The sequence below is a fragment of the Streptomyces tsukubensis genome (assembly GCF_003932715.1).
GTDB lineage: Bacteria > Actinomycetota > Actinomycetes > Streptomycetales > Streptomycetaceae > Streptomyces > Streptomyces tsukubensis.
The window spans coordinates 2,365,408-2,391,451 of the sequence record NZ_CP020700.1 but is presented as its reverse complement, the minus strand read 5'-3'; the positions used below and the strand labels follow the sequence as shown (position 1 = coordinate 2,391,451).

Annotated in this window: 17 protein-coding genes and 1 pseudogene; 12 read left to right on the top strand and 6 right to left on the bottom strand. The window is 73.1% G+C overall.

Going from position 1 to position 26,044, the window contains the following annotated elements:
* Positions 1 to 84 precede the first annotated feature (84 nt).
* Positions 85 to 1,677: an NADH-quinone oxidoreductase subunit NuoF family protein gene (locus B7R87_RS09015; RefSeq protein ID WP_006349360.1), complete on the bottom strand. Its 1,593-nt coding sequence runs from the start codon at positions 1,675 to 1,677 to the stop codon at positions 85 to 87.
* Positions 1,674 to 2,957, bottom strand: a complete 1,284-nt coding sequence (locus tag B7R87_RS09010; RefSeq protein ID WP_052704644.1) for a hypothetical protein — start codon at positions 2,955 to 2,957, stop codon at positions 1,674 to 1,676. Before B7R87_RS09010 ends, B7R87_RS09015 begins: the two co-directional genes overlap by 4 nt.
* Positions 2,958 to 3,533: 576 nt before the next feature.
* Here B7R87_RS09010 and leuS point away from each other — a divergent pair.
* The 6 genes and pseudogenes from leuS to B7R87_RS08980 all read left to right on the top strand — a co-directional run bounded on the left by leuS (position 3,534) and on the right by B7R87_RS08980 (position 13,619).
* On the top strand, positions 3,534 to 6,407 hold the full coding sequence (gene leuS, locus B7R87_RS09005; protein ID WP_006349362.1) for a leucine--tRNA ligase: 2,874 nt from the start codon (positions 3,534 to 3,536) through the stop codon (positions 6,405 to 6,407).
* Between the two features lie 266 nt (positions 6,408 to 6,673).
* The gene (locus B7R87_RS09000) at positions 6,674 to 7,519 is read left to right on the top strand and encodes a hypothetical protein (protein WP_006349363.1); all 846 of its coding nucleotides are present in this window, start codon (positions 6,674 to 6,676) and stop codon (positions 7,517 to 7,519) included.
* Between the two features lie 77 nt (positions 7,520 to 7,596).
* Positions 7,597 to 8,442 carry a DegV family protein gene (locus B7R87_RS08995; RefSeq protein WP_006349364.1) on the top strand — a complete coding sequence of 282 codons (846 nt, stop codon included), beginning with the start codon at positions 7,597 to 7,599 and terminating at the stop codon, positions 8,440 to 8,442.
* A 478-nt stretch (positions 8,443 to 8,920) separates the two neighbouring features.
* Positions 8,921 to 9,703 (top strand): ComEA family DNA-binding protein, encoded by a 783-nt coding sequence (locus tag B7R87_RS08990; protein ID WP_100249219.1) that lies wholly within the window; start codon positions 8,921 to 8,923, stop codon positions 9,701 to 9,703.
* Positions 9,704 to 9,789: 86 nt separating this feature from the next.
* Positions 9,790 to 12,462, top strand: a pseudogene (locus B7R87_RS08985) (ComEC/Rec2 family competence protein); the annotation flags it as partial.
* A 314-nt stretch (positions 12,463 to 12,776) separates the two neighbouring features.
* Positions 12,777 to 13,619: an arylamine N-acetyltransferase family protein gene (locus tag B7R87_RS08980; protein ID WP_006349368.1), complete on the top strand. Its 843-nt coding sequence runs from the start codon at positions 12,777 to 12,779 to the stop codon at positions 13,617 to 13,619.
* A gap of 70 nt (positions 13,620 to 13,689) precedes the next feature.
* Here B7R87_RS08980 and B7R87_RS08975 read toward each other — a convergent pair whose 3' ends face one another.
* The gene (locus B7R87_RS08975) at positions 13,690 to 13,938 is read right to left on the bottom strand and encodes a hypothetical protein (protein ID WP_040916352.1); all 249 of its coding nucleotides are present in this window, start codon (positions 13,936 to 13,938) and stop codon (positions 13,690 to 13,692) included.
* A 77-nt stretch (positions 13,939 to 14,015) separates the two neighbouring features.
* Between B7R87_RS08975 and holA the strand changes: the two genes are divergently transcribed.
* Complete coding sequence (gene holA / locus B7R87_RS08970) at positions 14,016 to 15,011, top strand: DNA polymerase III subunit delta (protein ID WP_006349370.1); 996 nt, start codon at positions 14,016 to 14,018, stop codon at positions 15,009 to 15,011.
* A gap of 425 nt (positions 15,012 to 15,436) precedes the next feature.
* On the opposite strand, the gene rpsT is transcribed toward holA, so the two are convergent.
* Positions 15,437 to 15,703, bottom strand: coding sequence for a 30S ribosomal protein S20 (rpsT, locus tag B7R87_RS08965; protein WP_006349371.1), 267 nt, complete (start codon positions 15,701 to 15,703; stop codon positions 15,437 to 15,439).
* A 233-nt stretch (positions 15,704 to 15,936) separates the two neighbouring features.
* Here rpsT and lepA point away from each other — a divergent pair, with 233 nt between their 5' ends.
* From lepA to hemW, 3 genes are all read left to right on the top strand, one after another.
* Positions 15,937 to 17,808 carry a translation elongation factor 4 gene (gene lepA, locus B7R87_RS08960; protein ID WP_006349372.1) on the top strand — a complete coding sequence of 624 codons (1,872 nt, stop codon included), beginning with the start codon at positions 15,937 to 15,939 and terminating at the stop codon, positions 17,806 to 17,808.
* Between the two features lie 218 nt (positions 17,809 to 18,026).
* Positions 18,027 to 20,042, top strand: a complete 2,016-nt coding sequence (locus B7R87_RS08955) for an AMP-dependent synthetase/ligase (RefSeq protein WP_006349373.1) — start codon at positions 18,027 to 18,029, stop codon at positions 20,040 to 20,042.
* 196 nt (positions 20,043 to 20,238) lie between these two features.
* Positions 20,239 to 21,471, top strand: coding sequence for a radical SAM family heme chaperone HemW (gene hemW / locus B7R87_RS08950; RefSeq protein ID WP_006349374.1), 1,233 nt, complete (start codon positions 20,239 to 20,241; stop codon positions 21,469 to 21,471).
* A 218-nt stretch (positions 21,472 to 21,689) separates the two neighbouring features.
* On the opposite strand, the gene B7R87_RS08945 is transcribed toward hemW, so the two are convergent.
* Positions 21,690 to 22,505: a DUF3097 domain-containing protein gene (locus B7R87_RS08945; RefSeq protein WP_040916354.1), complete on the bottom strand. Its 816-nt coding sequence runs from the start codon at positions 22,503 to 22,505 to the stop codon at positions 21,690 to 21,692.
* Positions 22,506 to 22,515: 10 nt separating this feature from the next.
* A complete protein-coding gene (locus tag B7R87_RS08940; protein WP_006349376.1) occupies positions 22,516 to 23,238 on the bottom strand; it encodes an MBL fold metallo-hydrolase in 723 nt (240 codons plus the stop codon).
* Positions 23,239 to 23,606: 368 nt separating this feature from the next.
* Here B7R87_RS08940 and hrcA point away from each other — a divergent pair, with 368 nt between their 5' ends.
* Entirely contained in the window at positions 23,607 to 24,638 is a 1,032-nt protein-coding gene (hrcA, locus tag B7R87_RS08935; protein WP_006349377.1) for a heat-inducible transcriptional repressor HrcA, read from the top strand.
* Positions 24,639 to 25,775: a molecular chaperone DnaJ gene (gene dnaJ / locus B7R87_RS08930; protein ID WP_006349378.1), complete on the top strand. Its 1,137-nt coding sequence runs from the start codon at positions 24,639 to 24,641 to the stop codon at positions 25,773 to 25,775.
* The last annotated feature ends 269 nt before the right edge of the window (positions 25,776 to 26,044 follow it).

Sequence of the window (26,044 nt, the reverse complement as noted above, 5' to 3'; positions counted from 1 at the left end):
CGTACGGGCAGGCAGGCAGACGGTTCGGGCCCGGGTTCCATCGTTGGACGGACACGAGCCGCGGACTCGCGCCGTCCGTACGGTTCAGCCCCGGCCGCCGGCCGGCGCCCGCCCCCCGCTCCGGTACGGCAGCGCGGACCGTCCGGTATCCGGCGCGGGCAGCTGCGTCTGTTCGATCCGCAGGGCGAGAGCCGGACAGCGCCGTACCGCCCGCTGGGCCCGGCCGCGCAGATGCACCGGAACGACGGCGTCGGCCACCGCCGGATAGCCGTCCGGACCGATCCTGATCAGCTCGGGAACGACGTCCGCGCAGAGCCCGTGCCCCTGGCACAGCGTCCAGTCGACGAGCACCTTCTCGCCGCTCGGAACGGATTCCTCCGTCCCCCGGCGGCCCGGCAGGGGGAGCGGCAGCACACCCGTCGTCTCCCGGCCGCAACCGCCCCGCAGGACATGGGCGGCCAGATCGTCCGTGAAGGCGGACAGCGCGGAGGTCACGAAGCGCGCCGACCCGTCGGGATGCTTGCAGGCGCCCCTGCCCCGCACGGCCAGGGCGACCTCGCGCAGCGCCTCCAGCGCGGCCGGTCCGCCGCCGCCGATCACATCCGCCAGTCCGCCCGCGGCCGCGGGCAGTCCGAGCCGGCACGGGCCGCACTGCCCGGCGGTCTCGGCGGCCAGCCAGTTCGCCACCCGCAGCGCCTCACCGAGCGGACAGGTCTCCGGGCCGACGGGCAGGATCGCACCCGCGCCGAGGGAGCCGCCGACCGCCGCCAGCGAAGCGCGCTCCACCACGGCCGCGTCGACCGCCGGCCCGTCGATCCAATTCCCGTGGTAGCCGCCGGTCAGCACCCCCTGCGGCAGGGGCGGCGCGCCCGCCAGCCGGAGGACGTACCGGAGCGGCACACCCGTGGGCACCTCCACCACCATCGGGCGGGCCACCGCGCCGGAGACCGTCAGCAGGACCGTGCCCGGTTCGGAGTCCGTACCGGAGCGGCGGAAACGGCCGGCGCCGAGCCGGGCGGCGACGGCGAGCTGCGCAAACGTTTCGGCGTTGGACAGCAGGGTCGGCGCGCCGCCGACTCCGGTGTCGGCCGCCCGGGCCCGGCGGCCCGGGGGCAGGGCGGGGCCGCCGTTGATCGCGCGGATCACCGCGGACGCCTCGCCCGAGACCATGCGCTCGGGGGTACGGACGACCCGGGCGCGCAGCCCCTGCCCGCGCCGGTCCGTGAGGCCGCGCTCGGCCAGCGCGGCTCGTACGGAGACCTCGGTGGAGTTGCGGGTCACGACGGTGACCAGGGTGCGGGCGCCGAGCGCCTCGGCGGCCAGCAGGGCGCCGTCCAGGATCAGATGCGGCGTCCGGTTGAGCAGCACGCTGTCCTTGCGGCAGGCGGGCTCCCCCTCGCTGCCGTTGACCACGACGACGGGCCGCACGCCCCGGCGGATCGCGGACCGGGCGACCGAGCGCAGCTTCTGTCCGAAGGGGAAGCCCGCGCCGCCGCGGCCGCGCAGGGCGATCTCCTCGGAGAGCCGGGCCAGCAGTTCGCCCGTGACGGGCGCCAGTGGGCCGTGGACCTTCAGATGCATCGGCAGGTCGAGCCGGTCCACGAGGTCGAACCCCTGGGTGAGCTGGGGCAGGCCGACGACGCGGACCTCGGGGACGTCGGGCAGGGGCAGGTTCACGTTCGGTCTCCTGCGGGCGTGCTCCAGGGCTCGCCCGAGCGGGGCGGGAAGAGGCCCGGTACGGTCCGGCCGGTGTCGTTCAGCGGTCCGGTTCCGGTTTCCTCCCCGGGCCGTACTCCGGTTCCCGTTCCGCTTCCGGTTCGGTAGGCGGCCGCGGTACGGGGTGGTGCGGGGCGGCCGTGGCCGCCGGGGCGGGAGACCGCGTGGTACGCGGCGGCGATCCCGGTGCCGGGCCCGGGGGTGGTGAAGGCGTGGCCGGTGTCCGGCGAGGCGTAGGCATGGTCCGGGGCCGCGTATGCGTGGGTGGTCTCCGCCGCGGGGTCAGGGTGGAACGGAGCCCCGTACAGCGGTGGAGCCTCGTACAGCCGGGGGGACGGCGGGGTCAGCACCGGAGTCCACGGCCGGTCCGGGCCGGTGACGGCACCGGGTGGGACCGGCCCCGGGAGGAAGGGGACGGAACCGGAGCGCGCGGGGCTTCCGAAAACGGCCTCCGCGGTCCCTTCCGTTACGGACCCGAGCGCACCTTCCGGTACGGATGGCTCCAGTCGGTCGGCGCCGGCCGTTTCCGTACCGTCTCCGCTCGGCCGGGCGATCCGGGCGGCCAGCCTCCGCTGTACGGGCCGGGGCAGCAGCCGCAGGGAGACCGCGCCGCCGACCGTCAGCAGCGCAAGGCAGTACATCGCCACCACCCAGCCCGCCGCCGGACGCCCGGCGAACAGCCCGTGGACCAGCGCCGCGCACCAGGCGGGATAGGCCAGCATGTGCAGGGCCCGCCAGCGCCCGGCGAACCGGACGCGGCCCGCCAGCGAACTGCGCAGCGCCCCCGTGGCCCCCGCGACGGCCATCAGCAGGCCGGCCAGCGAACCGAAGCCGATCAGGCCCTCCGTACCGGTGAATCCGCGTCCGAAGGGGATCAGCGCGGCGACCGCCCCCACATGGCCGAGCGTCAGCTTCACGCTCGCGTGGAGCACCAGGAAACCGAGCGCCGCGGCCGCGGTCGCCCGGTGCACGGCCTGGGCGACGAGCCGGTGGCGCGGGGAGAGCAGCAGCCGGTCGGTGGCGATCAGCCCCCAGGCCACCGCGGCGGTCAGGGAGAGGAGGCACAGGACCCCGGTGGTGAAGTCGAGCGCCGCGCGGAATCCGTCGCCGCCGCCGACGACGGCCACGGGGAGGAGCACCGCCACCGCCGCGGCCGCCCCTCCCCGGACCGTACGGCCCCGCTCCGGTCCGGGACCGGAGCCCGGCACCGGTGACGAACGGCTCTTGCGGTGTGGCTTCATGGGGCAACTCCGAGGGTGAGGAGGCGGTCCCGTTGACGCATGCTAAGTGGCCCCGTACCGAGCGGTGCCGCACTTTCGCGGTTTCGGGGTTCGGCGGGCGGAACCGCGGAACCGTGAAACCGCAGACCGGCGTCGCCGGGTGCTGCCGGGAGCCGTCGCGTTCCGCCGGGATGCGCCCCGGGAAGCGACGACGCCCTCGCACCGGGGCGTGCCGCGGACGGCCGTACGATCTTCATGCCGTTGTATACGGCGCCCGCTTCCGCTCGTCTCGATGTCCGGGCGCCTCTTTCCGCGCTCCCGGAGCCTCCTTCCGCGGCCCGGCGCACGCCCCGGCGCCCCCGGTGCGGCCCGGATACCGCGCGCGGTGCCGATGACCCCTGCGGTATCCTGACGCCATGCGTGCCGTACGCCTTCTGCTTAGCGGGCCGCGCTGATCAGTCCCGACGGATGAGAGTCCGGTCGGAATCGGCGCGGCGCCCCCTCCTGTGCGAGGGGTTCTTTTGTTTGCGGGCCCGTGCCCCGCCCGGGCGCCCTTTCCGAACGCTGGGCAGAGACATTGATGGAGCTTTGAAGACCATGAGCGAGACGAATCCCGCAGTTCCCGCCGGTCCGGCGGGTGGCGACGTGGCCGCACCCCACCGCTACACCGCCGCCCTGGCCGCCGATATCGAGGCACGCTGGCAGGACACCTGGGAGGCCGAGGGCACCTACGACGCCCCCAACCCGGTGGGCGAGCTGGCCGGTGACCCCGCCGTCGTCGCGCGGCCCAAGAAGTTCGTCATGGACATGTTCCCGTACCCCTCCGGTGCGGGGCTGCACGTCGGCCACCCCCTGGGGTACATCGCCACCGATGTCTACGCCCGCCACCAGCGGATGACCGGCCACAACGTCCTGCACACCCTGGGCTTCGACGCCTTCGGCCTGCCCGCCGAGCAGCACGCCGTCGCCACCGGCACCCACCCGCGGGTGTCGACCGAGGCGGCCATGGACAATATGAAGCGGCAGCTGCGCCGGCTGGGCCTGGGCCACGACCAGCGGCGTTCCATCGCCACCATCGACCCCGCGTACTACCGCTGGACCCAGTGGATCTTCCTGCAGATCTTCAACTCCTGGTACGACGAGACGGCGGGCCGGGCCCGCCCGATCGCCGAACTGGTCACCGAGTTCGAGGGCGGGCGCCCGGTCCCCGGCACGGACCGCGCCTGGACCGAGCTGAGCGCCGTCGAGCGGGCCGACGTCCTGGGCGGCTTCCGGCTGGCGTACGCCTCCGAGTCCCCGGTCAACTGGTGCCCCGGCCTGGGCACGGTCCTGGCCAACGAGGAGGTCACCGCTGACGGCCGGTCCGAGCGCGGCAACTTCCCGGTCTTCAAGGCCAAGCTGCGCCAGTGGAACATGCGGATCACCGCCTACGCCGACCGGCTGCTGAACGATCTGGACGGACTGGACTGGCCCGAGGCCATCAAGCTCCAGCAGCGGAATTGGATCGGCCGCTCCGAGGGCGCCCGGCTGGACTTCCCCGTCGAGGGCCGCGCCGAGCGGATCACCGTCTTCACCACCCGCCCCGACACGCTGTTCGGCGCCACCTACATGGTCCTGGCGCCCGAGCACGGTCTGGTCGACTCCATCCTGCCCGCCGAGTGGCCCCAGGGCGTCAAGGAGGCCTGGACCGGCGGCGCGGCGACGCCCGCCGACGCCGTGGCCGCCTACCGCAAGCAGGCGCAGAGCAAAAGCGACGTCGAGCGGCAGACCGAGCACAAGGACAAGACCGGTGTCTTCACGGGTGCGTACGCCGTGAACCCGGTCACCGGCACCCGGGTCCCGGTCTTCGTCGCCGACTACGTCCTGATGGGGTACGGCACCGGCGCCATCATGTCCGTCCCCGGACAGGACGAGCGCGACTGGGAGTTCGCCGAGGCCTTCGAGCTGCCCATCATCCGCACCGTACGGCCGCCGGAGGGCTGGGAGGGCGAGGCCTACACCGGCCAGGGCCCGGCGATCAACTCCGCCAACGACCGCATCTCCCTGGACGGACTGGACGTCGCCGAGGCCAAGGCACGCATGATCGCCTGGCTGACCGAGGAGGGCATCGGCGAGGGGACGATCAACTTCCGGCTGCGCGACTGGCTGTTCAGCCGGCAGCGCTACTGGGGCGAGCCGTTCCCGATCGTGTACGACGAGGACGGCGTCGCGCACGCGCTGCCGGAGTCGATGCTGCCGCTGGAGCTGCCGGAGATCGACGACTACTCGCCGCGGACCTTCGACCCGGACGACGCCGACACCGAGCCGGAGACCCCGCTGTCGCGCAACGAGGACTGGGTGTACGTCACCCTGGACCTGGGCGACGGGCCGCGCCGCTACCGCCGCGAGACCAACACCATGCCCAACTGGGCCGGTTCCTGCTGGTACGAGCTGCGCTACCTGGACCCGCGCAATGACCGGAAGCTGGTCGACCCGGCCGTCGAGCAGTACTGGATGGGCCCGCGCGAGGGCATGCCGCACGGCGGCGTCGACCTGTACGTGGGCGGCGCCGAGCACGCCGTACTGCACCTGCTGTACGCCCGTTTCTGGTCCAAGGTCCTGTTCGACCTGGGCCATGTCTCCTCCGCCGAGCCGTTCCACCGGCTGTTCAACCAGGGCATGATTCAGGCGTACGTCTACCGGGACGCCCGCGGCTTCCCGGTGCCCGCGGCCGAGGTCGAGGAGCGCGACGGCGGCTTCTGGTACCAGGGCGAGCAGGTCAAGCGCGAGCTGGGCAAGATGGGCAAGTCCCTGAAGAACGCGGTCACCCCGGACGAGATCTGCGCCGAGTACGGTGCCGACACCCTGCGCCTGTACGAGATGGCGATGGGTCCGCTGGACGTCTCCCGGCCCTGGGACACCCGGGCCGTGATCGGCCAGTACCGGCTGCTGCAGCGGCTGTGGCGCAATATCGTCGACGAGGCGACCGGCGAGGTCACGGTCGTCGACGGGCCGGAGGCGGACGAGACCGTACTGCGCGCCCTGCACAAGGCCGTCGACGGGGTCGGCCAGGATCTGGCCGCGCTGCGGTTCAACACCGCCATCGCCAAGATCACCGAGCTGAACAACCACCTGACCAAGGCCGGCCGGCCGCTGTCGCGCGATATCGCGGAGGCGCTGGTGCTGCTGGTCGCGCCGCTGGCGCCGCATATCGCGGAGGAGCTGTGGCACAAGCTGGGGCACCAGGACTCGGTGGTGCACCGGGCGTTCCCGGTGGCCGACCCCGCGTATGTGGTGGACGAGGCCGTGATCTGCGTGGTCCAGGTCAAGGGCAAGGTCAAGGCCCGGCTGGAGGTGCCGCCGGCCATCTCCGACGAGGAACTGGAGAAGCTGGCCCTGGCCGATCCGGCCGTGGTGGCGGCCCTGGGCGGGGCAGGCATCCGGAAGGTCATCGTCCGGGCGCCGAAGCTGGTGAACATCGTCACCGCCTGAAGCGAACGGTGACCCGGGGCCTTCGTACGACCGTACGAAGGCCCCGTTCACGGCCTCCGTCGGCCGTCGGCCGGGGGCTCCGGGTCCCCTCTTGAGGGCAGGTCGGGGGCTCCGCTGGAACCCTCAACCTGCCTGCTCCGTTTACCGTGGAGACACCGGATACCCATCCGGCGGGGACGTGGGGTCACGACGGACGACCGACCGTGGGACCGTGGAGACGTCCGCACCCGCGAACCACCTCCGAGGCCGAAGGCGAAGGGCTGCTCATGGAAGCCGCGATTCTGATGCTGGCGCTGCTTTTCGTTGCCTTCGTCGCCCTGGGGGCGTATGCGGGCGTGAAGGCGGTACGCGCCGCCAAACGCGGCGTGGAGCGTACGGTCACCCAGGCCCGCCGCACGGTGGAGGACACCACCCTGCGGGCCAAGAGCATGGGGCAGCTCGGGGTCGCCGGTGAGCTGGCGCAGCTCCGGCTCTCGCTGCGGACATCCATGCGGGCCACTCAGGACGCCCTGCGGGCGGGGGTCGCCGAGGACGCCTCGCTGACCGAGTCCCTGGCCCTCTTCGAACGGCTCAGCGCCCACGGCCATGAACTCGACGAGGAACTGCGCCGTCTGGAGCGCGAGCCCGACCGGACGACGGTCTCGGCCAAACTGCCGGACCTCCGGGAGCGGGTGGAGAAGATCGTGCACTCCGCGGAGTCGCTGCGGTGGGCGGCCCGCGACCGGGCGCAGCGGTTCGCGGACGACGATCTGGACACGCTGAGCGCGCAGATCGACATGGAGGCCGGTGCGCTGCGGCACTGGACGGACAGCGCGGAGACCGGAGCAGCCCCGACTGTCTCTCCCGCTTCTCCTGCTACCCCTTCTCCTTCTGCTGCTGCTCCTTCGTCCGGTGCTCCGACGGCTTCCACGGCCGGTTCCGGTGCGCCGGGTGTCCCCGGGGCGTCCCATCCGTACGAGCGGCCCGCGGCCCACCCCTATGAGGGTGCGGCGGGGCAGCCGGAAGGCGAGGGAGCTGCGGACGAGACGGGGCCGCGGGCGATCACGGCGCGCGATCCGCGGACGGCGCAGTACCCCTGGGAGAAGAGCGCGCGTCCGGAGACGACGAACTGACGGGACTGACGGGTTCGAACGGCGGGTGTACCGGGCCGGGCTGCCCTCGTCCGGCGGCGACCGGTAACCTCCCGGTCATGTCCCGCCATGTCGCGATCATCACCGATTCAACGGCCTATCTGCCCCGGTCGGCGGTGGAGCAGCACAACATCGTGACGGTTCCGCTCACGGTCGTCCTGGGCGATCAGGCGCTGGAGGAGGGCACGGAGATCTCCGCCAGATCGCTGGCGCAGGCCCTGCAGAAGCGGCGTTCGGTCACCACCTCCCGGCCCAGCCCGGAGGTCTTCGCCGAGACCTATCGTGCAGCCGCCGCAGCCGGTGCGAAGGGGATCGTCTCCCTGCATCTCTCCGCCGAACTCTCCGGTACCTACGACGCCGCCGTGCTGGCCGCCCGTGACGCCCCGGTGCCGGTGCGCGTGGTGGACACCGGCATGATCGCGATGGCGCTCGGGTTCTGCGCCCTGGCCGCGGCCGAAACGGCACGGGCCGGGGGCACGCTCGACGAGACGGTCGCCGCGGCCGAGAAGCGGGCCGCCGGGACGCACGCCTACTTCTACGTCGACACCCTGGACTATCTGCGGCGCGGTGGCCGGATCGGGGCGGCCCAGGCGCTGCTCGGTTCGGCGCTCGCGGTGAAGCCGCTGCTCCAACTGGACGGCGGCCGCATCGAGATGCTGGAGAAGGTGCGGACCGCTTCCAAGGCGATCGCCCGGCTGGAGGAGCTGGCGGTCGAATGCGCGGGCGCCGGTGGGGTGGACATCGCCGTGCACCATCTGGCCGCTCCGGAACGGGCGTCGGCGCTGGCCGAGAAGCTGCGGGAACGGGTGCCGGGGCTGGGGGAGTTGCATGTCAGCGAGGTCGGCGCGGTGATCGGGGCGCATACGGGACCGGGGCTGCTGGGGGCCGTGGTCTCGGCCCGCTGACTTCCACGCCCGTGGGCTGATTCCCTTGAGTCCCGCGGGCACGGTCGCGGACTGTTACCCCCTGGGAGTGAGGGAGTTTTCCACAACAGCGGGGTTATCCACGGAATGTGCTCGGCTTGAGCGGGATTCCCGAGCTGTGCCTACGGTCGAGGGCATGGTTCTTCGATCACGTTCCGCGACGAGTGGGCCGGGCCGTGCCCCGGCATCCGACAGCCGTGCCCGCCCCGTTCGGCGGGCGGCCGGGGCATCGAGTGTGCGCGGGGGAGCGGGACCCGGGCCCGGCAGAGGCTCCTCAGCCGGGGGCCGGACGCTGCGGTCGGCCCGGAGCAGGGTCGGTCGGGGTGCGGTCCGTGCGGCCGGGGTCCGGACGAGAGCGGACGCGGTGGGTGGCCTCGGGCCGGGGCCCTTGCCGGTGGGCCGGGTCGGGGCGCGTGGGAGCGGTTCGGCCGCGGTGGCCGCCGCGCTGAACGGTGGTGGCGTGCGCCCGGGCCGTCCGGGGACGGCGTCGGGTACGGGGGAGCCCGGGGCGGGGGACGGATCGCTGCGGCGGGCCGGACTCGCCTTACGGGAGCGGCTCCCGCTCTGGGTGCAGCTCCGGTGCGGCCTCGAACCGCGCACTTTGGCCGCGCTCGCCGTCGTCCTGGTGGTGGCGGGTGTTCTTGCCGCTCTCCACTTCTGGACGGGCCGCCCGCAGACCGTGAGCCCGCCCGAGACCCTGCGGCAGGGCGCGGCCCCGAGGGAGACCGGTGGGGAGGGCGCTGGTTCCGGTCCGGTGCCGTCCCCCGGGGCGGAGTTACCGCCCCGGGGCCGGGTGGTGGTGGACGTGAGCGGGAAGGTGCGGCGGCCGGGGGTGCTCAGGCTCCCTGCGGGAGCCCGGGTCGCCGATGCGCTGGCGGCTGCCGGGGGCGCGAAGGAGGGCACCGATCTGACCGGGCTGAACCGCGCGCGGGTGCTGATGGACGGAGAGCACGTGGTGGTCGGGGCGGCCGTCGCCGCACCCGGAGCCGGGGCCGTCGTGTTTCCCGGCGGCCCCGGCCCCGGCCTTGGTCCCGGTCCCGGTGGCTCGGGCGGTCGGGTAGGACTGAACACGGCCTCCGTGGAGGAGCTGGACACCCTGCCGGGTGTCGGCCCCGTGCTGGCCCGGCACATCGTGGACTACCGCACCCGGAGCGGCGGTTTCCGCTCCGTCGACGAACTGCGCGAGGTCGACGGCATCGGGGAGCGCCGGTTCGCGGAACTCCGGACGCTGGTGCGGCCGTGACGGGGACGAGGGCGCGGCAGGCGGTCCATGCCGCGTCCGGTAACCCGCTCGGGGCCGCCGACCCCCGGCAGGAGGGCCCGGCCGATCTGCGGCTGGTGGTACCGGCCGCCGCTGCCTGGGTGGCCGCCGCAGTCGCCGTCGGTGTCCCGGGCCGCTGGACGGCGGCCGCGGTGACGGTCTGCCTCGTGGCCGCTGCACTGCTGCTGACCCCTGTCGCGGTCCGGAGGGTACGGACGGGACGCGAGGTGAACACGGCGGCGCGTTCCGGTTCGGAGGCTCGCACGGTCCGGCGGGTACGGGCCGGAGGCGGCGCCCGGCCGCCCGGGCGGGGGCGGGGGCAGGGGCTGAGCGGCGGGGTAGCCGGTCCGGCCCGGAGGGTACGGGATCCGGGCGGCGGGGAAGCGACGGCGCTCCCTGCCGGGGGCACCCGCCCGGCCCCGTGCACACCGGCCCCGGGTGGGCACCGTCACCCGGAACCCGCCTCCGGGGCGCGGCGGCGCGGACCCCATGCCGTGGCGCTCGCGGCGGTTCTCCTCTGTGCGGCGGCGGGTGCTTCCGCCGCCGGGCTGCACTCCGCGGATCTGCGCCGCGGGCCGCTGCCCGCCCTCGCCGAGCGGTACGCCACCACAACCCTCGAAGCCACGGTGACCTCGGACCCCAGGACCCCGGTCTCCCGCAACGGGCACGACGGGACCGGGCACAGGCTCGTGGTCATCGGCGCGGAGGCCACCGAGGTCATCGGGCCCGACGGCCGGACCACCGCGACCCGGACACCGGTCCTGGTGATCGTCCGCCCGGCGGCGACCCCGGGGAGCGCGGCGGGGTGGCAGCGGCTGCTGCCCTCCACCCGGCTCAGGCTCACCGGGCGGCTCTCCCCGCCCGTCAGCCGGGGCGAGACGTTCGCCGCCGTCCTGCGGGTCACCGGCCGGGCGCCGGAGGTGGTCGGCGCGCCGACCCGGGTCCAGCGGACGGCCGGGAGACTCCGGGCCGGGCTGCGCGAGGCGACCGAAGGCCTGCCGCCCGATGCCCGGGCCCTGGTCCCCGGGATCACCGTGGGAGACACCTCCCGGCTCACCCCCGAGCTGCGGAATGCCTTCGAGGTCACGGACCTGACACATGTGCTGGCCGTCTCGGGCAGCAATCTCACCATCGTGCTGGTGCTGCTGATCGGGCCGCCGGGCCGCGCGGGCCGGGTCGAGCGGGGCGGCCTCGCCCCCCGGCTGGGCATCACCCTGCGGGGGACGGCGCTGGCCGGGGGCGGGCTCACCCTGGCGTTCGTCGTGGTGTGCCGGCCCGAGCCGAGCGTGCTGCGGGCAGCGGCCTGCGGCGCCCTCACCCTGCTCGCCATCGGCACCGGACGCCGCCGTTCGCTCCTGCCCGCACTCGCCGCCGCCGTACTGCTGCTGGTGCTGTACGACCCGATGCTCGCCCGGAACTACGGTTTCCTGCTCTCCGTCCTCGCCACCGGCGCCCTGCTGCTCATCGCCCCCGGCTGGAGCGCCGCGCTCCGACGGCGGGGGGTGCCGCCGAGGATCGCCGAGATGCTGGCCGTTTCGGCCGCGGCGCAGGCGGTGTCCGCGCCGGTGGTCGCGATCTTCACCGCGAAGGTCAGCCTGGTCTCCGTTCCCTGCAATCTGGCCGTCGAGCTGGCGACCGCACCCGCCACGGTCCTCGGCTTCGCCGCGCTGGCCGCCGCCACGGTGGCCATGCCGGTCGCCGTCGCACTGGCCGCCGCGGCCGGCTGGTTCACCTGGTGGATCGCGGCCGTCGCCCGCGCGGGGTCCGCGCTGCCGGGCGCCCAGGCCGACTGGCCCGGCGGATGGCGCGGCGGGGTCCTGCTGGCCGCCGCCGGAGCGCTCGCGGTGCTCCTGATCCGCCGGCTGCCGTACCGCCCGTGGGCGGCGGCGGTCTGCGCCGTGGTGCTGCTCTGCGCCGTCGTCCGGCCCGCTCCGCTGACCCGGGTGCTGTCCGGATGGCCGCCGCCCGGGTGGGCGCTGGTGATATGCGACGTCGGCCAGGGCGATGCGGTGGTGCTGGCGGCAGGGCCGGGCTCCGCCGTCGTGGTGGACACCGGCCCCGATCCGGAAGCCGTCGACCGCTGTCTGCGGGAACTGGGGATCACCCGGGTGCCCATGGTCGTCCTCACCCACTTCCACGCCGACCACGTCCGGGGACTGCCCGGTGTGCTGCGCGGCCGGGCAGTCGGGGCCGTGCAGACCACCGTCCTCGACGAGCCGCGCGCACAGGCGGCCTTCGTCCGCCGCACCGCGAACGCGGCAGGGATCCCCCTCCACCGGGCGGGACCCGGCGAGCGCCGCCGCGCCGGGCGACTGGACTGGCAGGTCTTGTGGCCGGACGCCGACCCCCGGGCGGCCTTCCCTCCCCGGCACGCCGACGACGCCAACGATGCCAGCGTGACACTGCTCGTCCGCTCCGCCGGAGGTCCCACCCTGCTGCTGCTCGGTGATCTGGAGCCCCCGGCCCAGAGGGCCCTGCTGCGGACCCGGCCCGCGCTGGGGGAGGTCGATGTGGTCAAGGTGGCCCACCACGGGTCCGCGCACCAGGATCCGGGGCTGCTGCGGGCGGTGCGCCCCGCGTTCGCCCTGATCTCCGCGGGCCGGGACAACCCGTACGGCCACCCCGCGCCCCGTACCGTCGCCGCCTTCCGGCACCTGGGCGCCGTGGTGCTGCGCACCGACGAGGACGGCCCGGTCGCGGTGTCCGGCACGGGAAGGGGGCTGCGCGCCGCGATCCGCGACGGCCGCCGCCGCACTTCGGGACGGCCGCGACCGGGCAGGCGGTCCGCCCGCCGGGACGGGGGACCGGACCGGGTCCTCCCGGCCCGGGGCCCGGCCGGGCCCCCGCAGGTGCCCCACGGCCCCGCCGGCACACCCCCGGCCGGTCTCCGGTCCCCGGCGGTCCGGCCGGAACCGGGTTCCCCGGGTGGTCTGCATGGACGGGGAGCGGCCTCCGCCGCAGGTCCCGGGCCGTACGGTCCACCGGAGTGGGCCTTTGGGACCAAGCCGGTGCGACGGCCGTGCCCCGGGGCAGGGGAGCGGGTCACACTGGGGCCATGGACGCCTATCTCCGCCGCATCGGTGCCGACAGGCCCGGTCACGCGAACGCCACGGCCCTGCGGGAACTACAGGAGCGCCATCTGCGGAGCGTGCCCTTCGAGAACCTCTCCGTGCATCTCGGTGAGGGAATCGTGCTGGACGAGAAGCGGCTGGTCGACAAGATCGCATCGGCGGGCCGGGGCGGTATCTGTTACGAACTCAACGGCGCCTTCGCCGCGTTGCTGCGCGATCTCGGGTTCCGGGTCCAGCTGCTCCAGGCCCGGGTCTTTGGCGAGGACGGCACCCTCGGCATCCCGTACGACCATCTGGCCCTTCTCGTCGAGACGGAGGACGGCGCCGGGCGGTGGCTCGCGGACGTCGGCTTCGGCGACCACAGCCACCACCCCCTCGCCTTCGACCTGCGGGAGGAACAGCACGACCCGGCCGGTGCGTTCCGCATCGTCCCGGCGGGCGGCCGGGACGCCCCGGGGGACGCGGACGGCCATGGGGACCTCGACGTACTGCGGGACGGAAAACCGCAGTTCCGGCTGGAAACCCGGCCCCGGGTCCTGGGCGACTTCCGGGCCGGTGCCTGGTGGCACAGCACCTCGCCCGAGTCCCACTTCACCCGCTCCCTGGTCTGCTCCCGGCTCACCGCCGAAGGCCGGACCACCCTCAGCGGGCGCCGGCTGGTCATCACCCGGGGCGGTGAGCGCCACGAGGAGACCCTCCACGACGATCCGGCCGTGTTCGCCGCCTACCGCGACCACTTCGGGATCCGGCTGGACCGGCTCCCGACCGACCCCAGGGCCGGTGAAGACGGCCGGAGCGACAGGGGCGGGGGAGCCGACGGGGACTGACCGGCAGCTGCGCCGCTGGCCGCTGTGCCACCGGCCGGTGCGCCGTGGGCGGGCGGGCCCGGGCGGGGGTTCAGCGGGGCGGCTCCAGCCAGCCCTCGTACTCGGCGGCGAAAGCGTCGAGCACGGCCGGGTCGAGCCGGTCCGCGGGATCCTCCACGACGACCAGCCACTGGGCGTCCTCCGCATCGTCCTCGCCCGCGAGCGCGTCCCGGACCAACTGCGGCTCGTCGGTCACTCCGAAGCGGTCGGCCAGTTCCTCCGCCACCTCCTCGGCGGCGTCACGGTCCGGCAGCACCAGTACATGTCGTCCCTCACTCACCCCGCCATTGTCCGGCACCGTCACGGGCACCCCGCCCCGGGGCCGGGTGTCGGTGGGGCGTGGGATGCTGGTTCACGATGGCCACCAGGAAGAACCCGACAGACGACCCGCTCGCCCCCGTCACGCTCGCCGTGGGACAGGAGGACCTCCTGCTGGACCGCGCCGTCCAGCAGGTGGTGGCAGCCGCGCGGGCCGCCGACGCCGATACGGACGTCCGCGATCTCACCGCCGACCAGCTCCAGCCCGGCACCCTGGCCGAGCTGACGAGCCCCTCCCTCTTCGCCGAGCGCAAGGTGGTGATCGTCCGGAACGCCCAGGACCTGTCCGCCGACACCGTCAAGGACGTCAAGGCGTATCTCGCCGCGCCCGTCGAGGAGATCACCCTCGTCCTCGTCCACCCCGGCGGTGCCAAGGGCAAGGGACTCCTGGACGCCGCGCGCAAGGAAGGGGCCCGGGAGGTCGCCTGCCCCAAGACGACCAAGCCCGCGGAGCGGCTGACCTTCGTCCGCTCGGAGTTCCGGGCCCTCGGCAGATCCGCCACGCCCGAGGCGTGCGAGGCGCTGGTGGACTCCATCGGCAGCGACCTCCGGGAGCTGGCGAGCGCGGTGTCCCAGCTCACCGCGGATGTCGAGGGCACGATCGACGTGGAGATCGTCGGGCGCTACTACACCGGCCGGGCCGAAGCGTCGAGCTTCACCGTCGCCGACCGCGCGGTCGAGGGCCGGGCGGCGGAGGCGCTGGAGGCGCTGCGATGGTCGCTCTCCACCGGTGTCGCCCCCGTGATGATCACCAGTGCGCTGGCGCAGGGCGTCCGGGCCATCGGCAAACTGTCATCGGCCCGCGGCGGCAGGCCCGCCGATCTCGCCCGCGAGCTGGGCATGCCGCCCTGGAAGATCGACCGGGTGCGGCAGCAGATGCGCGGCTGGACCCCCGACGGCGTGTCCGTGGCGCTACGGGCCGTGGCGGAGGCCGACGCGGGTGTGAAGGGCGGCGGCGACGACCCGGAGTACGCCCTGGAGAAAGCGGTCGTCACCATCGCCCGCGCCGCCCGCTCGGGCCGCGCCCCGCGCTGACGCGCGCCCGGAGGTCGGATGACCCGGCGGCTGCACGGCCGCCCCCGCGCCCCGGTCGGCCGCCGTGTCCGTCCCGGCTGTGCACGGGCTGAGCTACCGGACCTCTCACCCGCATGCGCGCAAGAGAGTCCGTCCCCCGTGCGCTCGGACTGAGCGCTGACACCCGCTCTCCTGAAGCGGGTGTCCCGGCCCGCCGGTCACCGGCCGTGCGGGCATGCCGAAGGCCCCGGCCGGGAGGGCCGGGGCCTTCGGGAGGTTCTGCCGGTGGACTCGCACCCGCGTGGCGAACGCAGGACCAAGTGCGTGTCCGAAGCTGCCGGGAAGGGAGCGGATGAGAGAGGGCCCGCTCGTCGTCCCGGCGGTCACCTCGTCCGGTGGACCGCCTCGTCGCTGTGACGGGGCTCACCGGATGCGGTGCCGGGTGATCAGGCCTGGAGGGCGTTGACCTTCGCCGCAAGCGCCGACTTCTTGTTGGCGGCGGCGTTCTTGTGGATGACGCCCTTCGAGACGGCCTTGTCGAGCTTGCGGGTCGCCTCACGGGTCGCCACGGTGGCCTTCTCGACGTCGCCGGCGGCGACGGCCTCGCGGGCCTTGCGGATCGCGGTCTTCAGGGACGACTTGACGGCCTTGTTGCGCAGGCGCGCCTTCTCGTTCGTCTTGTTCCGCTTGATCTGGGACTTGATGTTCGCCACGAAAGAGCCTTCTCAGGTTCGATGATCTGTGATGGGTGTGCCCGCCGCGCGGATCCTCCGCTCGGGAGGGCGCACGAGACACACAGCCAGCCACGGTACCAGCCGGGCTCCCGGCGGCCCAAACCGGCCTCAGTCCCTCACGCGTGGGACGATAGGGGCTACGTACAGACCCGTCATCGCCTCCAGACGGGACGCCCGGCGCCGCCGGAGCGTCCCAAGAATCAGGACCCTGCGTGCCCGCGACTCCTCCCAATGTGCCAGAGCCGAGCCGTACCGACCCGGCGCTGATCCGCAATTTCTGCATCATCGCCCACATCGACCACGGCAAGTCGACCCTTGCCGACCGGATGCTCCAGCTCACCGGCGTGGTCGAGCAGCGGCAGATGCGCGCCCAGTATCTCGACCGCATGGACATCGAGCGCGAGCGCGGCATCACGATCAAGTCCCAGGCCGTCCGGCTGCCCTGGGCCCCCACCGAGGGGCCCGGCCAGGGCCGGACCCATATCCTGAACATGATCGACACCCCGGGGCACGTGGACTTCACCTATGAGGTCTCGCGCTCCCTCGCGGCCTGTGAGGGCACGGTCCTGCTGGTCGACGCGGCGCAGGGCATCGAGGCGCAGACCCTCGCCAACCTCTATCTGGCGATGGAGAACGATCTGGCGATCGTCCCCGTCCTCAACAAGATCGACCTTCCGGCGGCCCAGCCCGAGAAGTTCGCAGAGGAGCTGGCGAACCTCGTCGGCTGCGACCCCGACGACGTCCTGAAGGTCTCCGCGAAGACCGGCCTCGGTGTCGAAGCGCTGCTGGACCGGGTGGTCCGCGAGGTCCCCGCCCCGGTCGGCGTCGCCGACGCCCCCGCCCGCGCGATGATCTTCGACTCGGTGTACGACTCCTACCGGGGCGTCGTCACCTATGTCCGGGTCATCGACGGCAAGCTCGGCAAGCGCGAGCGGATCCGGATGATGTCCACCGGCGCCACCCACGAACTGCTGGAGATCGGCACCAACTCGCCCGAGATGCTCCCGGCCGACGGTCTGAGCGTCGGCGAGGTGGGCTATCTCATCACCGGAGTGAAGGACGTCCGCCAGTCCAAGGTCGGCGACACCATCACCCAGCAGGTCAAGGGCGCCACGGAGGCACTCGGCGGCTACAAGGACCCCAAGCCGATGGTGTTCTCCGGCCTCTACCCGCTGGACGGCTCGGACTACCCCGAGCTGCGCGACGCCCTCGACAAGCTCCAGCTCAACGACGCCGCCCTGGTGTACGAGCCGGAGACCTCCGCGGCCCTGGGCTTCGGCTTCCGCGTCGGCTTCCTCGGCCTGCTCCACCTCGATGTGATCCGGGAGCGGCTGGAGCGCGAGTTCGGCCTCGATCTGATCGCCACCGCGCCCAACGTGGTCTACCGGGTGATCATGGAGGACGGCGTCGAGCACACGGTGACCAACCCCAGCGAGTTCCCCGAAGGCAAGATCAGCGAGGTCTTCGAGCCGGTCGTCCGCGCCACCGTCCTCGCGCCGACCGAGTTCATCGGCTCGATCATGGAGCTCTGCCAGACCCGCCGCGGCACCCTGCTCGGAATGGACTACCTCTCCGAGGACCGGGTGGAGATCCGCTACACCCTGCCCCTCGCGGAGATCGTCTTCGACTTCTTCGACCAGCTGAAGTCCAAGACCCGCGGCTATGCCTCGCTGGACTACGAGCCCACCGGCGAGCAGTCCGCGCACCTGGTCAAGGTCGACATCCTGCTCCACGGCGACAAGGTCGACGCCTTCTCCGCGATCACGCACCGGGACCAGGCGTACGCGTACGGCGTACGGCTCGTCGCCAAGCTGAAGGAGCTGATCCCCCGGCAGGCCTTCGAGGTGCCGGTCCAGGCCGCGATCGGCTCCCGGGTCATCGCCCGCGAGACCATCCGGGCCATCCGCAAGGACGTCCTCGCCAAGTGCTACGGCGGTGACATCTCCCGGAAGCGGAAGCTGCTGGAGAAGCAGAAGGAAGGCAAGAAGCGGATGAAGATGGTCGGCAGTGTCGAGGTCCCGCAGGAGGCCTTCATCGCCGTCCTCTCCAGCGACGACAGCGGTGGCGGCAAGGCCAAGAAGTAACCGCGGGCGATCGCGCGGGGCGCCCGGCCGGCAGGACCGGCCGGGCGCTGTCCGTGTCCGTACCCGCACGCATCGAAGCGGAGGACGGAAGCCCCTTACGTACCGGCGGTACGCGATCTACGCTGATCGCGCCCGGCCGGGGGTACCCGGCCAGTTGAAAAGTGCCTGCTCAGTGGCGTCCTTACGGTCAGTACGCCGCCGCAGGCCCGGAGGATGTCTTGAGCGACACACAGACCACGATCGACAACCGCCCGGCCTCGGTGGCGATGCTCTTCACCGAGCGGGTGGCGGCGACCCCGGACGGCGAGGCCTTCCGCTACCCGGTCCTGGCACCGGCCGGTGCCCCTGCCCCGGGTCGGGCGACCGCGGAGCCGTCCGACGGTGAACCCGGGGGAGCCGCCGCGGCGGACGACGCCCCCGCGCCGACCGTCTGGGCGTCGCTCACCTGGGCCGGGACGGCAGAGCGCGTGTACGCGATCGCCGCCGGGCTGATCGGCCTCGGCATCCGCCCCGAGGACCGGGTCGCCCTGATGGCCGCGACCCGTATCGAGTGGATCCTGGCCGACCTCGGCGTGATGTGCGCGGGCGGTGCCACGACCACCATCTACCCCTCCACCAACGCCGAGGAGTCGGCGTTCATCCTCACCGACTCCGGCAGCCGGATCCTCATAGCCGAGGACGCGGCCCAGCTGGCGAAGGTCCTGGAGCGGCGGGCGGAACTGCCCGAGCTGCGCCATGTCGTGGTCATCGACCCCGCCGCGACCGGTGCCGATGCCGCCGCGGACCCTGCGACCGGCGCCGATGCAGCCGCGGCCCCCGCGGCCGGTACCGCGACGGACGGGTTCGTGCTCGGCCTCGACGAACTGGAGCAGCGCGGCCGGGCGCTCCTCGAAGAACGGCCCACGGCGGTCGAGGAGCGGATCCACGCGATCACGCCCACCCAGCTCGCCACCCTCATCTACACCTCCGGCACCACGGGCCGCCCCAAGGGCGTCCGGCTGCCGCACGACAACTGGTCGTACATGGCGAAGGCCATCGCCGGGACCGGCCAGATCAACAAGGACGACGTCCAGTACCTGTGGCTGCCGCTGGCGCACGTCTTCGGCAAGGCCCTGATCTCCGGCCAGATTGAAGTCGGCCACGTCACGGCCGTCGACGGCCGCCACGACAAGATCGTGGAGAACCTTCCGGTCATCCGGCCCACCTATATGGCCGCGGTGCCGCGGATCTTCGAGAAGGTCTACAACGGTGTCGCCGCCAAGGCGCGCGCCGGGGGCCCCGCCAAGTACAAGGTCTTCCGGTGGGCCGCCGAGGTCGCCCGCGAGTACGCCCGGACCACCCAGGACAACTTCCGCCGCACCGGATCGGCGACCGCGCCCTTCGGGCTCCGCTCCCAGCACCGGATTGCCGACCGGCTCGTCTACGCCAAGCTCCGCGAGGCCTTCGGCGGGCGGCTCAGGGTCGCCGTCTCCGGCTCCGCCGCGCTCTCCCCGGAGATCGGCTACTTCTTCGCCGGTGCGGGCATCCACATCCTGGAGGGGTACGGCCTCACGGAGTCCAGCGCCGTGAACTTCGTCAACCGCCACGGCTCCTACCGCACCGGCACCGTCGGCAAGCCGCTGCCCGGTCTGGAGGTGCGGATCGCGGACGACGGCGAAATCCTGCTCCGTGGCCCCGCGATCATGGAGGGCTACCACCGGCAGCCCGGACAGACCGCCGAGGTGCTGGAGGAGGACGGCTGGCTCCGCACCGGAGACCTGGGCGAACTCTCCGCGGACGGCTATCTCACCATCACGGACCGGAAGAAGGACCTGATCAAAACGTCGGGCGGAAAGTACATCGCCCCGACCGAGGTCGAGATCCAGCTGAAGGCGATCTGCCCGTTCGTCTCCAACGTCGTCGTCATCGGCGCGGACCGGAACTACTGCACCGCGCTGATCGCCCTCGACGAGCCCGCCGTCCTCGGCTGGGCCGCCGAGCACGGTCTGGAGGGCAGCAGCTATGCCGAGGTGCTGGCCGCTCCCGCCACCCGGGAGATGATCGCCGGCTATGTGGACCGGCTCAACCAGGGGCTCCAGCGCTGGCAGACGGTGAAGAAGTTCCGGCTGCTGCCGCGCGACCTCGACGTCGAGCACGGCGATCTCACCCCGAGCATGAAGCTGAAGCGCCCGGCGGTCGAGCGGGAGTTCCGGCACCTCGTCGAAGAGATGTACGAGGGCCAGCGCGAGGCGTGACGGTACGGGTCCGGGCGGCGCCGCCCGGACCCGGTGCGGCCCGTACCGCCGACGGGACCGGGGCCCGGACCACCCCTGCGGACCCCGGGCCCGCACCGCCACCCCGTAACCCCTCTCCGACCTGGGCTTCCGCACCGGCGGGGCAGGTTATCCACAGGGCGGCACGGGATGTCCCGGAGTGCCGGAGAATGGGCGTATGCCTTCCGTACTGCCCGACGGCGTGCCCGTGCCCGACGACGGGTCGCTCCCCGCCTCCGCCCTCGACGGTGCCGCCGAGCGGCCCCTCGCCTTCTATCTCCATGTGCCGTACTGCGCCACCCGCTGCGGCTACTGCGATTTCAACACCTACACGGCGACCGAGCTGCGCGGTTCCGGCGGAGTCCTGGCCTCCCGCGATCACTACGCGGCGACCGTCGCCGAGGAGATACGGCTGGCCCGCAAGGTCCTCGGCGACGACCCCCGGCCCGTGCGGACCGTCTTCGTCGGCGGCGGGACGCCCACCCTGCTCGCCGCCGCCGATCTGGTGGCGATGCTGGACGCGGTGCGCACCGAGTTCGGGCTGGCGGACGGCGCGGAGATCACCACCGAGGCGAATCCCGAGTCGGTCGGTCCGGAGTATCTGGCGGAGCTGAGGGAAGGCGGCTTCAACCGGATCTCCTTCGGTATGCAGAGCGCCCGGCAGCACGTGCTCAAGGTCCTCGACCGCAGCCACACTCCCGGCCGCCCCGAGGCCTGTGTCGCCGAGGCCCGGGCCGCCGGCTTCGACCATGTGAACCTGGACCTCATCTACGGCACGCCCGGCGAGTCCGACGACGACTGGCGGGCCTCTCTGGAGGCGGCCGTGGGCGCCGGACCGGACCATGTGTCGGCCTATGCGCTCATCGTCGAGGAAGGTACGCAGCTGGCCCGCCGCATCCGGCGCGGCGAGGTGCCGATGACCGACGACGACGTCCACGCCGACCGCTATCTGATCGCCGACGAGCTCCTCGCCGCCGCGGGCTTCAGCTGGTACGAGGTATCGAACTGGGCCACCACCGACGCCGCCCGCTGCCACCACAACGAGCTGTACTGGCGCGGCGCGGACTGGTGGGGCGCGGGCCCCGGAGCACACAGCCACGTCGGCGGAGTCCGCTGGTGGAACGTGAAACACCCCGCGGCCTACGCCTCGGCCCTCGCGGAGGGCCGCTCACCCGGTGCCGGACGGGAACTCCTCACGCCCGACGACCGCCGGATCGAACGCATCCTGCTGGAGCTCCGCCTCCGCGACGGCGCCCCGCTGTCGCTGCTCCGCCCGGCGGGTCTGCGGGCCGCGGAGCGCTCCCTCGGGGACGGACTGCTGGAGCCCGCCGCCTACGAGCAGGGGCTGGCGGTGCTGACCCTGCGCGGCAGACTCCTGGCGGACGGGGTGGTGCGGGACCTGGTCGACTGAACCGCCGCCCGGCGCAGGCCGGGGGAGCAGGGAGGCCGGACCGATGCGCGAGACATGTGCTGGGGCCGCCCGGACCCGCGGGCGGGCTCGGAACGCCCTGGCGCCTCCCTTCCGGATCGTGCCGGGTTCGGGTGCCTTTCGCACCCGCCGCCGGGGGTGCCCCCGGGCGAAGCCCGGGGCCCCCGCGCGTTGATCCGGCCCGATCCGGGAGCGCCGCCCTACTCCGGCGCCGTCACAAAGTCGATCAGCTCCTCGACCCGGCCCAGCAGCTCCGGCTCCAGATCCTTGTAGGAGCCGACGCGGGACAGGATGTGCTGCCAGGCCGCGCCCGTGTTGGCGGGCCAGCCCAGGGCCCGGCAGACGCCCGTCTTCCAGTCCTCGCCCCGGGGCACCCGCGGCCATCCGGCGATGCCCAGCGACGACGGCTTCACCGCACCCCACACGTCGATATAGGGATGCCCCACCACCAGCACATGCGGATCGGTCACCGACGCCGCGATCCGGGACTCCTTGGACCCCGGCACCAGATGGTCCACCAGAACCCCCAGCCGGGCGTCCGGACCGGGGGCGAACTCCCCGACGATCGCGGGCAGATCGTCGATGCCCGCCAGATACTCGACCACCACGCCCTCGATGCGCAGATCGTCCCCCCACACCTTCTCCACCAGCTCGGCGTCGTGGCGGCCCTCCACATAGATACGGCCCGCCCGGGCCACCCGCGCCCGCGCCCCCGGCACCGCGACGGAACCGGACGCCGTCCGCACCGGGCGGGCCGGAGCCCCGGCCCCCGGGCGTACCAGCGTCACGATCTGCCCGTCCAGCAGAAACCCGCGCGGCGCCAGCGGGAACACCCGGTGCTTGCCGAAGCGGTCCTCCAGCGTCACCGTCCCCGCCTCGCACCCCACCACGGCCCCGCAGAAGCCCGTGGTGACCTCCTCCACCACCAGATCGGGGTCCGAGGGGTCCGCGGGCACCTCCGGCACCGGCGCCCGCTTCTTCCACGGCGGGGTCAGATCAGGGCTGTAGCTGCGCATTCGCCCGACGCTACGACACCCCGAAGCGCTCCGCCAGCGCAGTGCGCTGCGCCCGGACGAACGCCGCGTCGACCACGGCCCCGTGCCCCGGGACATAGGCGGCGTCCTCCCCGCCCAGCGCCAGCAGCCGGTCCAGGGCGGCAGGCCAGCGGGCGCCGACCGCGTCCGGGCCCGCCTGCGGCTCGCCGGACTCCTCCACCAGATCCCCGCAGAACACCACCTCGGGCTCGCCGGGCACCAGGACCGCCAGATCGTGCCCGGTGTGCCCGGGACCGACGTTCGCCAGCAGCACCCGGCGCCCGCCCAGGTCCAGCATCCGCTCCCCGGTGACCGTGTGCCCCGGCGCCACCAGCGAATCCGCCGACCGGGCCGCCTCCTCCTCCGGTACCCCGAACCGCACCGCGTCCGCCCGCAGTTCCTCCCGCTCCCTCGGCAGCAGCGTGTCCATGCCGACCGCCCCGAACACCTCGGCACCGGGAAACGCCGCCGTACCCATCACATGGTCGAAGTGCGGATGGCTGAGCGCGATATGCGTCACCCGACGGCCGCCCAGCAGCGCCTCCGCCCGGGCCCGCAGCGCGGCGCCCTCTGCGAGCGTCGAACCCGTGTCGTACAGCAGCGCGCCGTCCCGGCCGGCGATCAGCCCGCAGGTCGCGTCCCACCCGGGCAGCCTGCACCGGCCCACCCCCTCGGCCAGCCGCTCCCAGCCGTGGTCTTCCCAAGCGATGTCCATACCGGGACGCTATCGCCACGGCCCCCGGCACCGGCGGAGGGACCGGAGGGACCGGAAGGATCGGCGGGACCGGAGGAATCGGCGGGACCGGAGGAATCGGCGGGACGGCGCGGACGGAACGGATACAGGGGGCACAGGGCAGACGCAAGGGGCGGGCAGGGGAGCGCCCGGCCGGGGCGCACGGTAGCGTGACCGGTCGTCTTGCTCCGCCCGCACCGGGCGGCCGTACACTGGCACGGGGAAGATTTGGCACTCGTGCATGTGGAGTGCCAGATGGGTCACCGGGGAACGATCCGGAGAACCGTCCGTCCGCCCCGGGAGCCGAGGGCGGACAGAGCGGTCGGACGAAACAGTTGGAGGTGCGCGGGATGCTCAGCGAACGCAGACTTGAGGTGCTGCGCGCCATCGTCCAGGACTATGTCGGCACCGAGGAGCCCGTCGGCTCCAAGGCCCTCACCGAACGCCATCAGCTCGGCGTCTCCCCGGCCACCGTCCGCAACGACATGGCCGTGCTGGAGGAGGAGGGCTTCATCGCCCAGCCCCACACCAGCGCCGGGCGCATCCCCACCGACAAGGGCTACCGCCTCTTCGTCGACCGGCTCGCCGGGGTCAAGCCGCTCTCCGCGGCCGAGCGGCGCGCCATCCAGAGCTTCCTCGACGGAGCGGTCGACCTCGACGACGTCGTCGGCCGTACGGTACGGCTGCTGGCGCAGCTGACCCGCCAGGTCGCGATCGTGCAGTACCCCTCGCTGACCCGGTCCACGGTCCGCCACGTCGAACTGCTGTCGCTGGCGCCCGCCCGGCTGATGCTGGTCCTGATCACCGACACCGGCCGGGTCGAGCAGCGGATGATCGACTGCCCGGCCCCCTTCGGCGAGGCCTCCCTCGCCGATCTGCGGGCCCGGCTCAACAGCAGGGTCGTCGGCCGCCGGTTCACCGATGTGCCGCAGCTGGTGCAGGACCTGCCCGACTCCTTCGACGAGCCGGAGGACCGCGGCACGGTCACCACCGTGCTCTCCACCCTCCTCGAAACCCTCGTCGAGGAGACCGAGGAGCGGCTGATGATCGGCGGTACCGCCAATCTCACCCGCTTCGGACACGACTTCCCCCTGACGATCCGGCCGGTGCTGGAGGCGCTGGAGGAGCACGTGGTGCTCCTCAAGCTGCTCGGCGAGGCCAAGGAGTCCGGCGGAGGCATGGGCGTGACCGTGCGCATCGGTCACGAGAACGCCCACGAGGGGCTCAACGCAACGTCCGTCGTGACCGTGGGCTACGGTTCGGGCGACGAGGCAGTTGCCAAACTCGGCGTGGTCGGACCGACCCGCATGGACTACCCCGGAACGATGGGAGCGGTACGCGCAGTGGCACGTTACGTCGGACAGATCCTGGCGGAGTCGTAAGTGGCCACGGACTACTACGCCGTACTCGGCGTGCGCCGCGACGCCTCCCAGGACGAGATCAAGAAGGCGTTCCGCAGACTTGCCCGGGAACTCCACCCGGACGTGAACCCGGACCCGAAGACCCAGGAGCGGTTCAAGGAGATCAACGCCGCTTACGAGGTGCTGTCGGACCCGCAGAAGAAGCAGGTCTACGACCTCGGCGGCGATCCGCTGTCCCAGTCGGGCGGTGGCGGGGCGGGCGGCTTCGGCGCCGGCGGCTTCGGGAACTTCTCGGACATCATGGACGCCTTCTTCGGTACGGCGTCCCAGCGCGGCCCGCGCTCGCGCACCCGGCGCGGCCAGGACGCGATGATCCGGCTGGAGATCGAACTCAACGAGGCGGCCTTCGGCACCACCAAGGACATCCAGGTCGACACGGCCGTCGTCTGCACCACCTGCTCCGGCGAGGGCGCCGCCCCCGGCACCTCGGCGCAGACCTGCGACATGTGCCGCGGCCGCGGTGAGGTCTCCCAGGTCACCCGGTCCTTCCTGGGCCAGGTCATGACCTCCCGTCCCTGCCCGCAGTGCCAGGGCTTCGGTACGGTCGTCCCCACCCCGTGCCCCGAGTGCGCGGGCGACGGCCGGGTCCGCTCCCGCCGTACGCTGACGGTCAAGATCCCCGCGGGTGTCGACAACGGGACCCGTATCCAGCTGGCCGGGGAGGGCGAGGTCGGCCCCGGCGGCGGCCCCGCCGGCGATCTGTACGTCGAGATCCACGAACTGCCGCATCCGGTGTTCCAGCGCCGCGGCGACGATCTGCACTGCACGGTCACCATCCCCATGACGGCGGGCTCCCTCGGCACCAAGGTGCCGCTGGAGACCCTCGACGGTCTGGAGGAGGTCGACATCCGGCCCGGGACGCAGTCCGGGCAGTCGATCCCGCTCCACGGCCGAGGGGTGACGCATCTGCGCGGTGGCGGGCGCGGCGACCTCATCGTCCACGTCGAGGTGACGACCCCGACGAAGCTCGACCCCGAGCAGGAGCGGCTGATGCGCGAACTGGCGAAGCTGCGCGGCGAGGAGCGGCCGCAGGGCCAGTTCCAGCCCGGCCAGCAGGGCCTGTTCTCCCGGCTGAAGGACGCCTTCAACGGCCGCTAGGCCGTGTCTGACAAATCCCGTCTGGCCCGCGACGCCCGGCACGCACACTCTCCCCCTGTGCCCTTCGGGCACGGGAGGTGCCCCCAGCGTTGTCGGGATTTCCCGAGTACGTCCAGTACGAGGGAAACCGCCCCCTGGCTTCGCCGGGGGGACCCCCACCGCCTTGCGATTGCACGCACCTGGGGGTCCCCCCAGCCGCAGGGCTGGGGGAGCCGCAGGCCCCGCCCTCCGGGCGGACGACGCCATTTGTCAGACACGGCCTAGGCCGT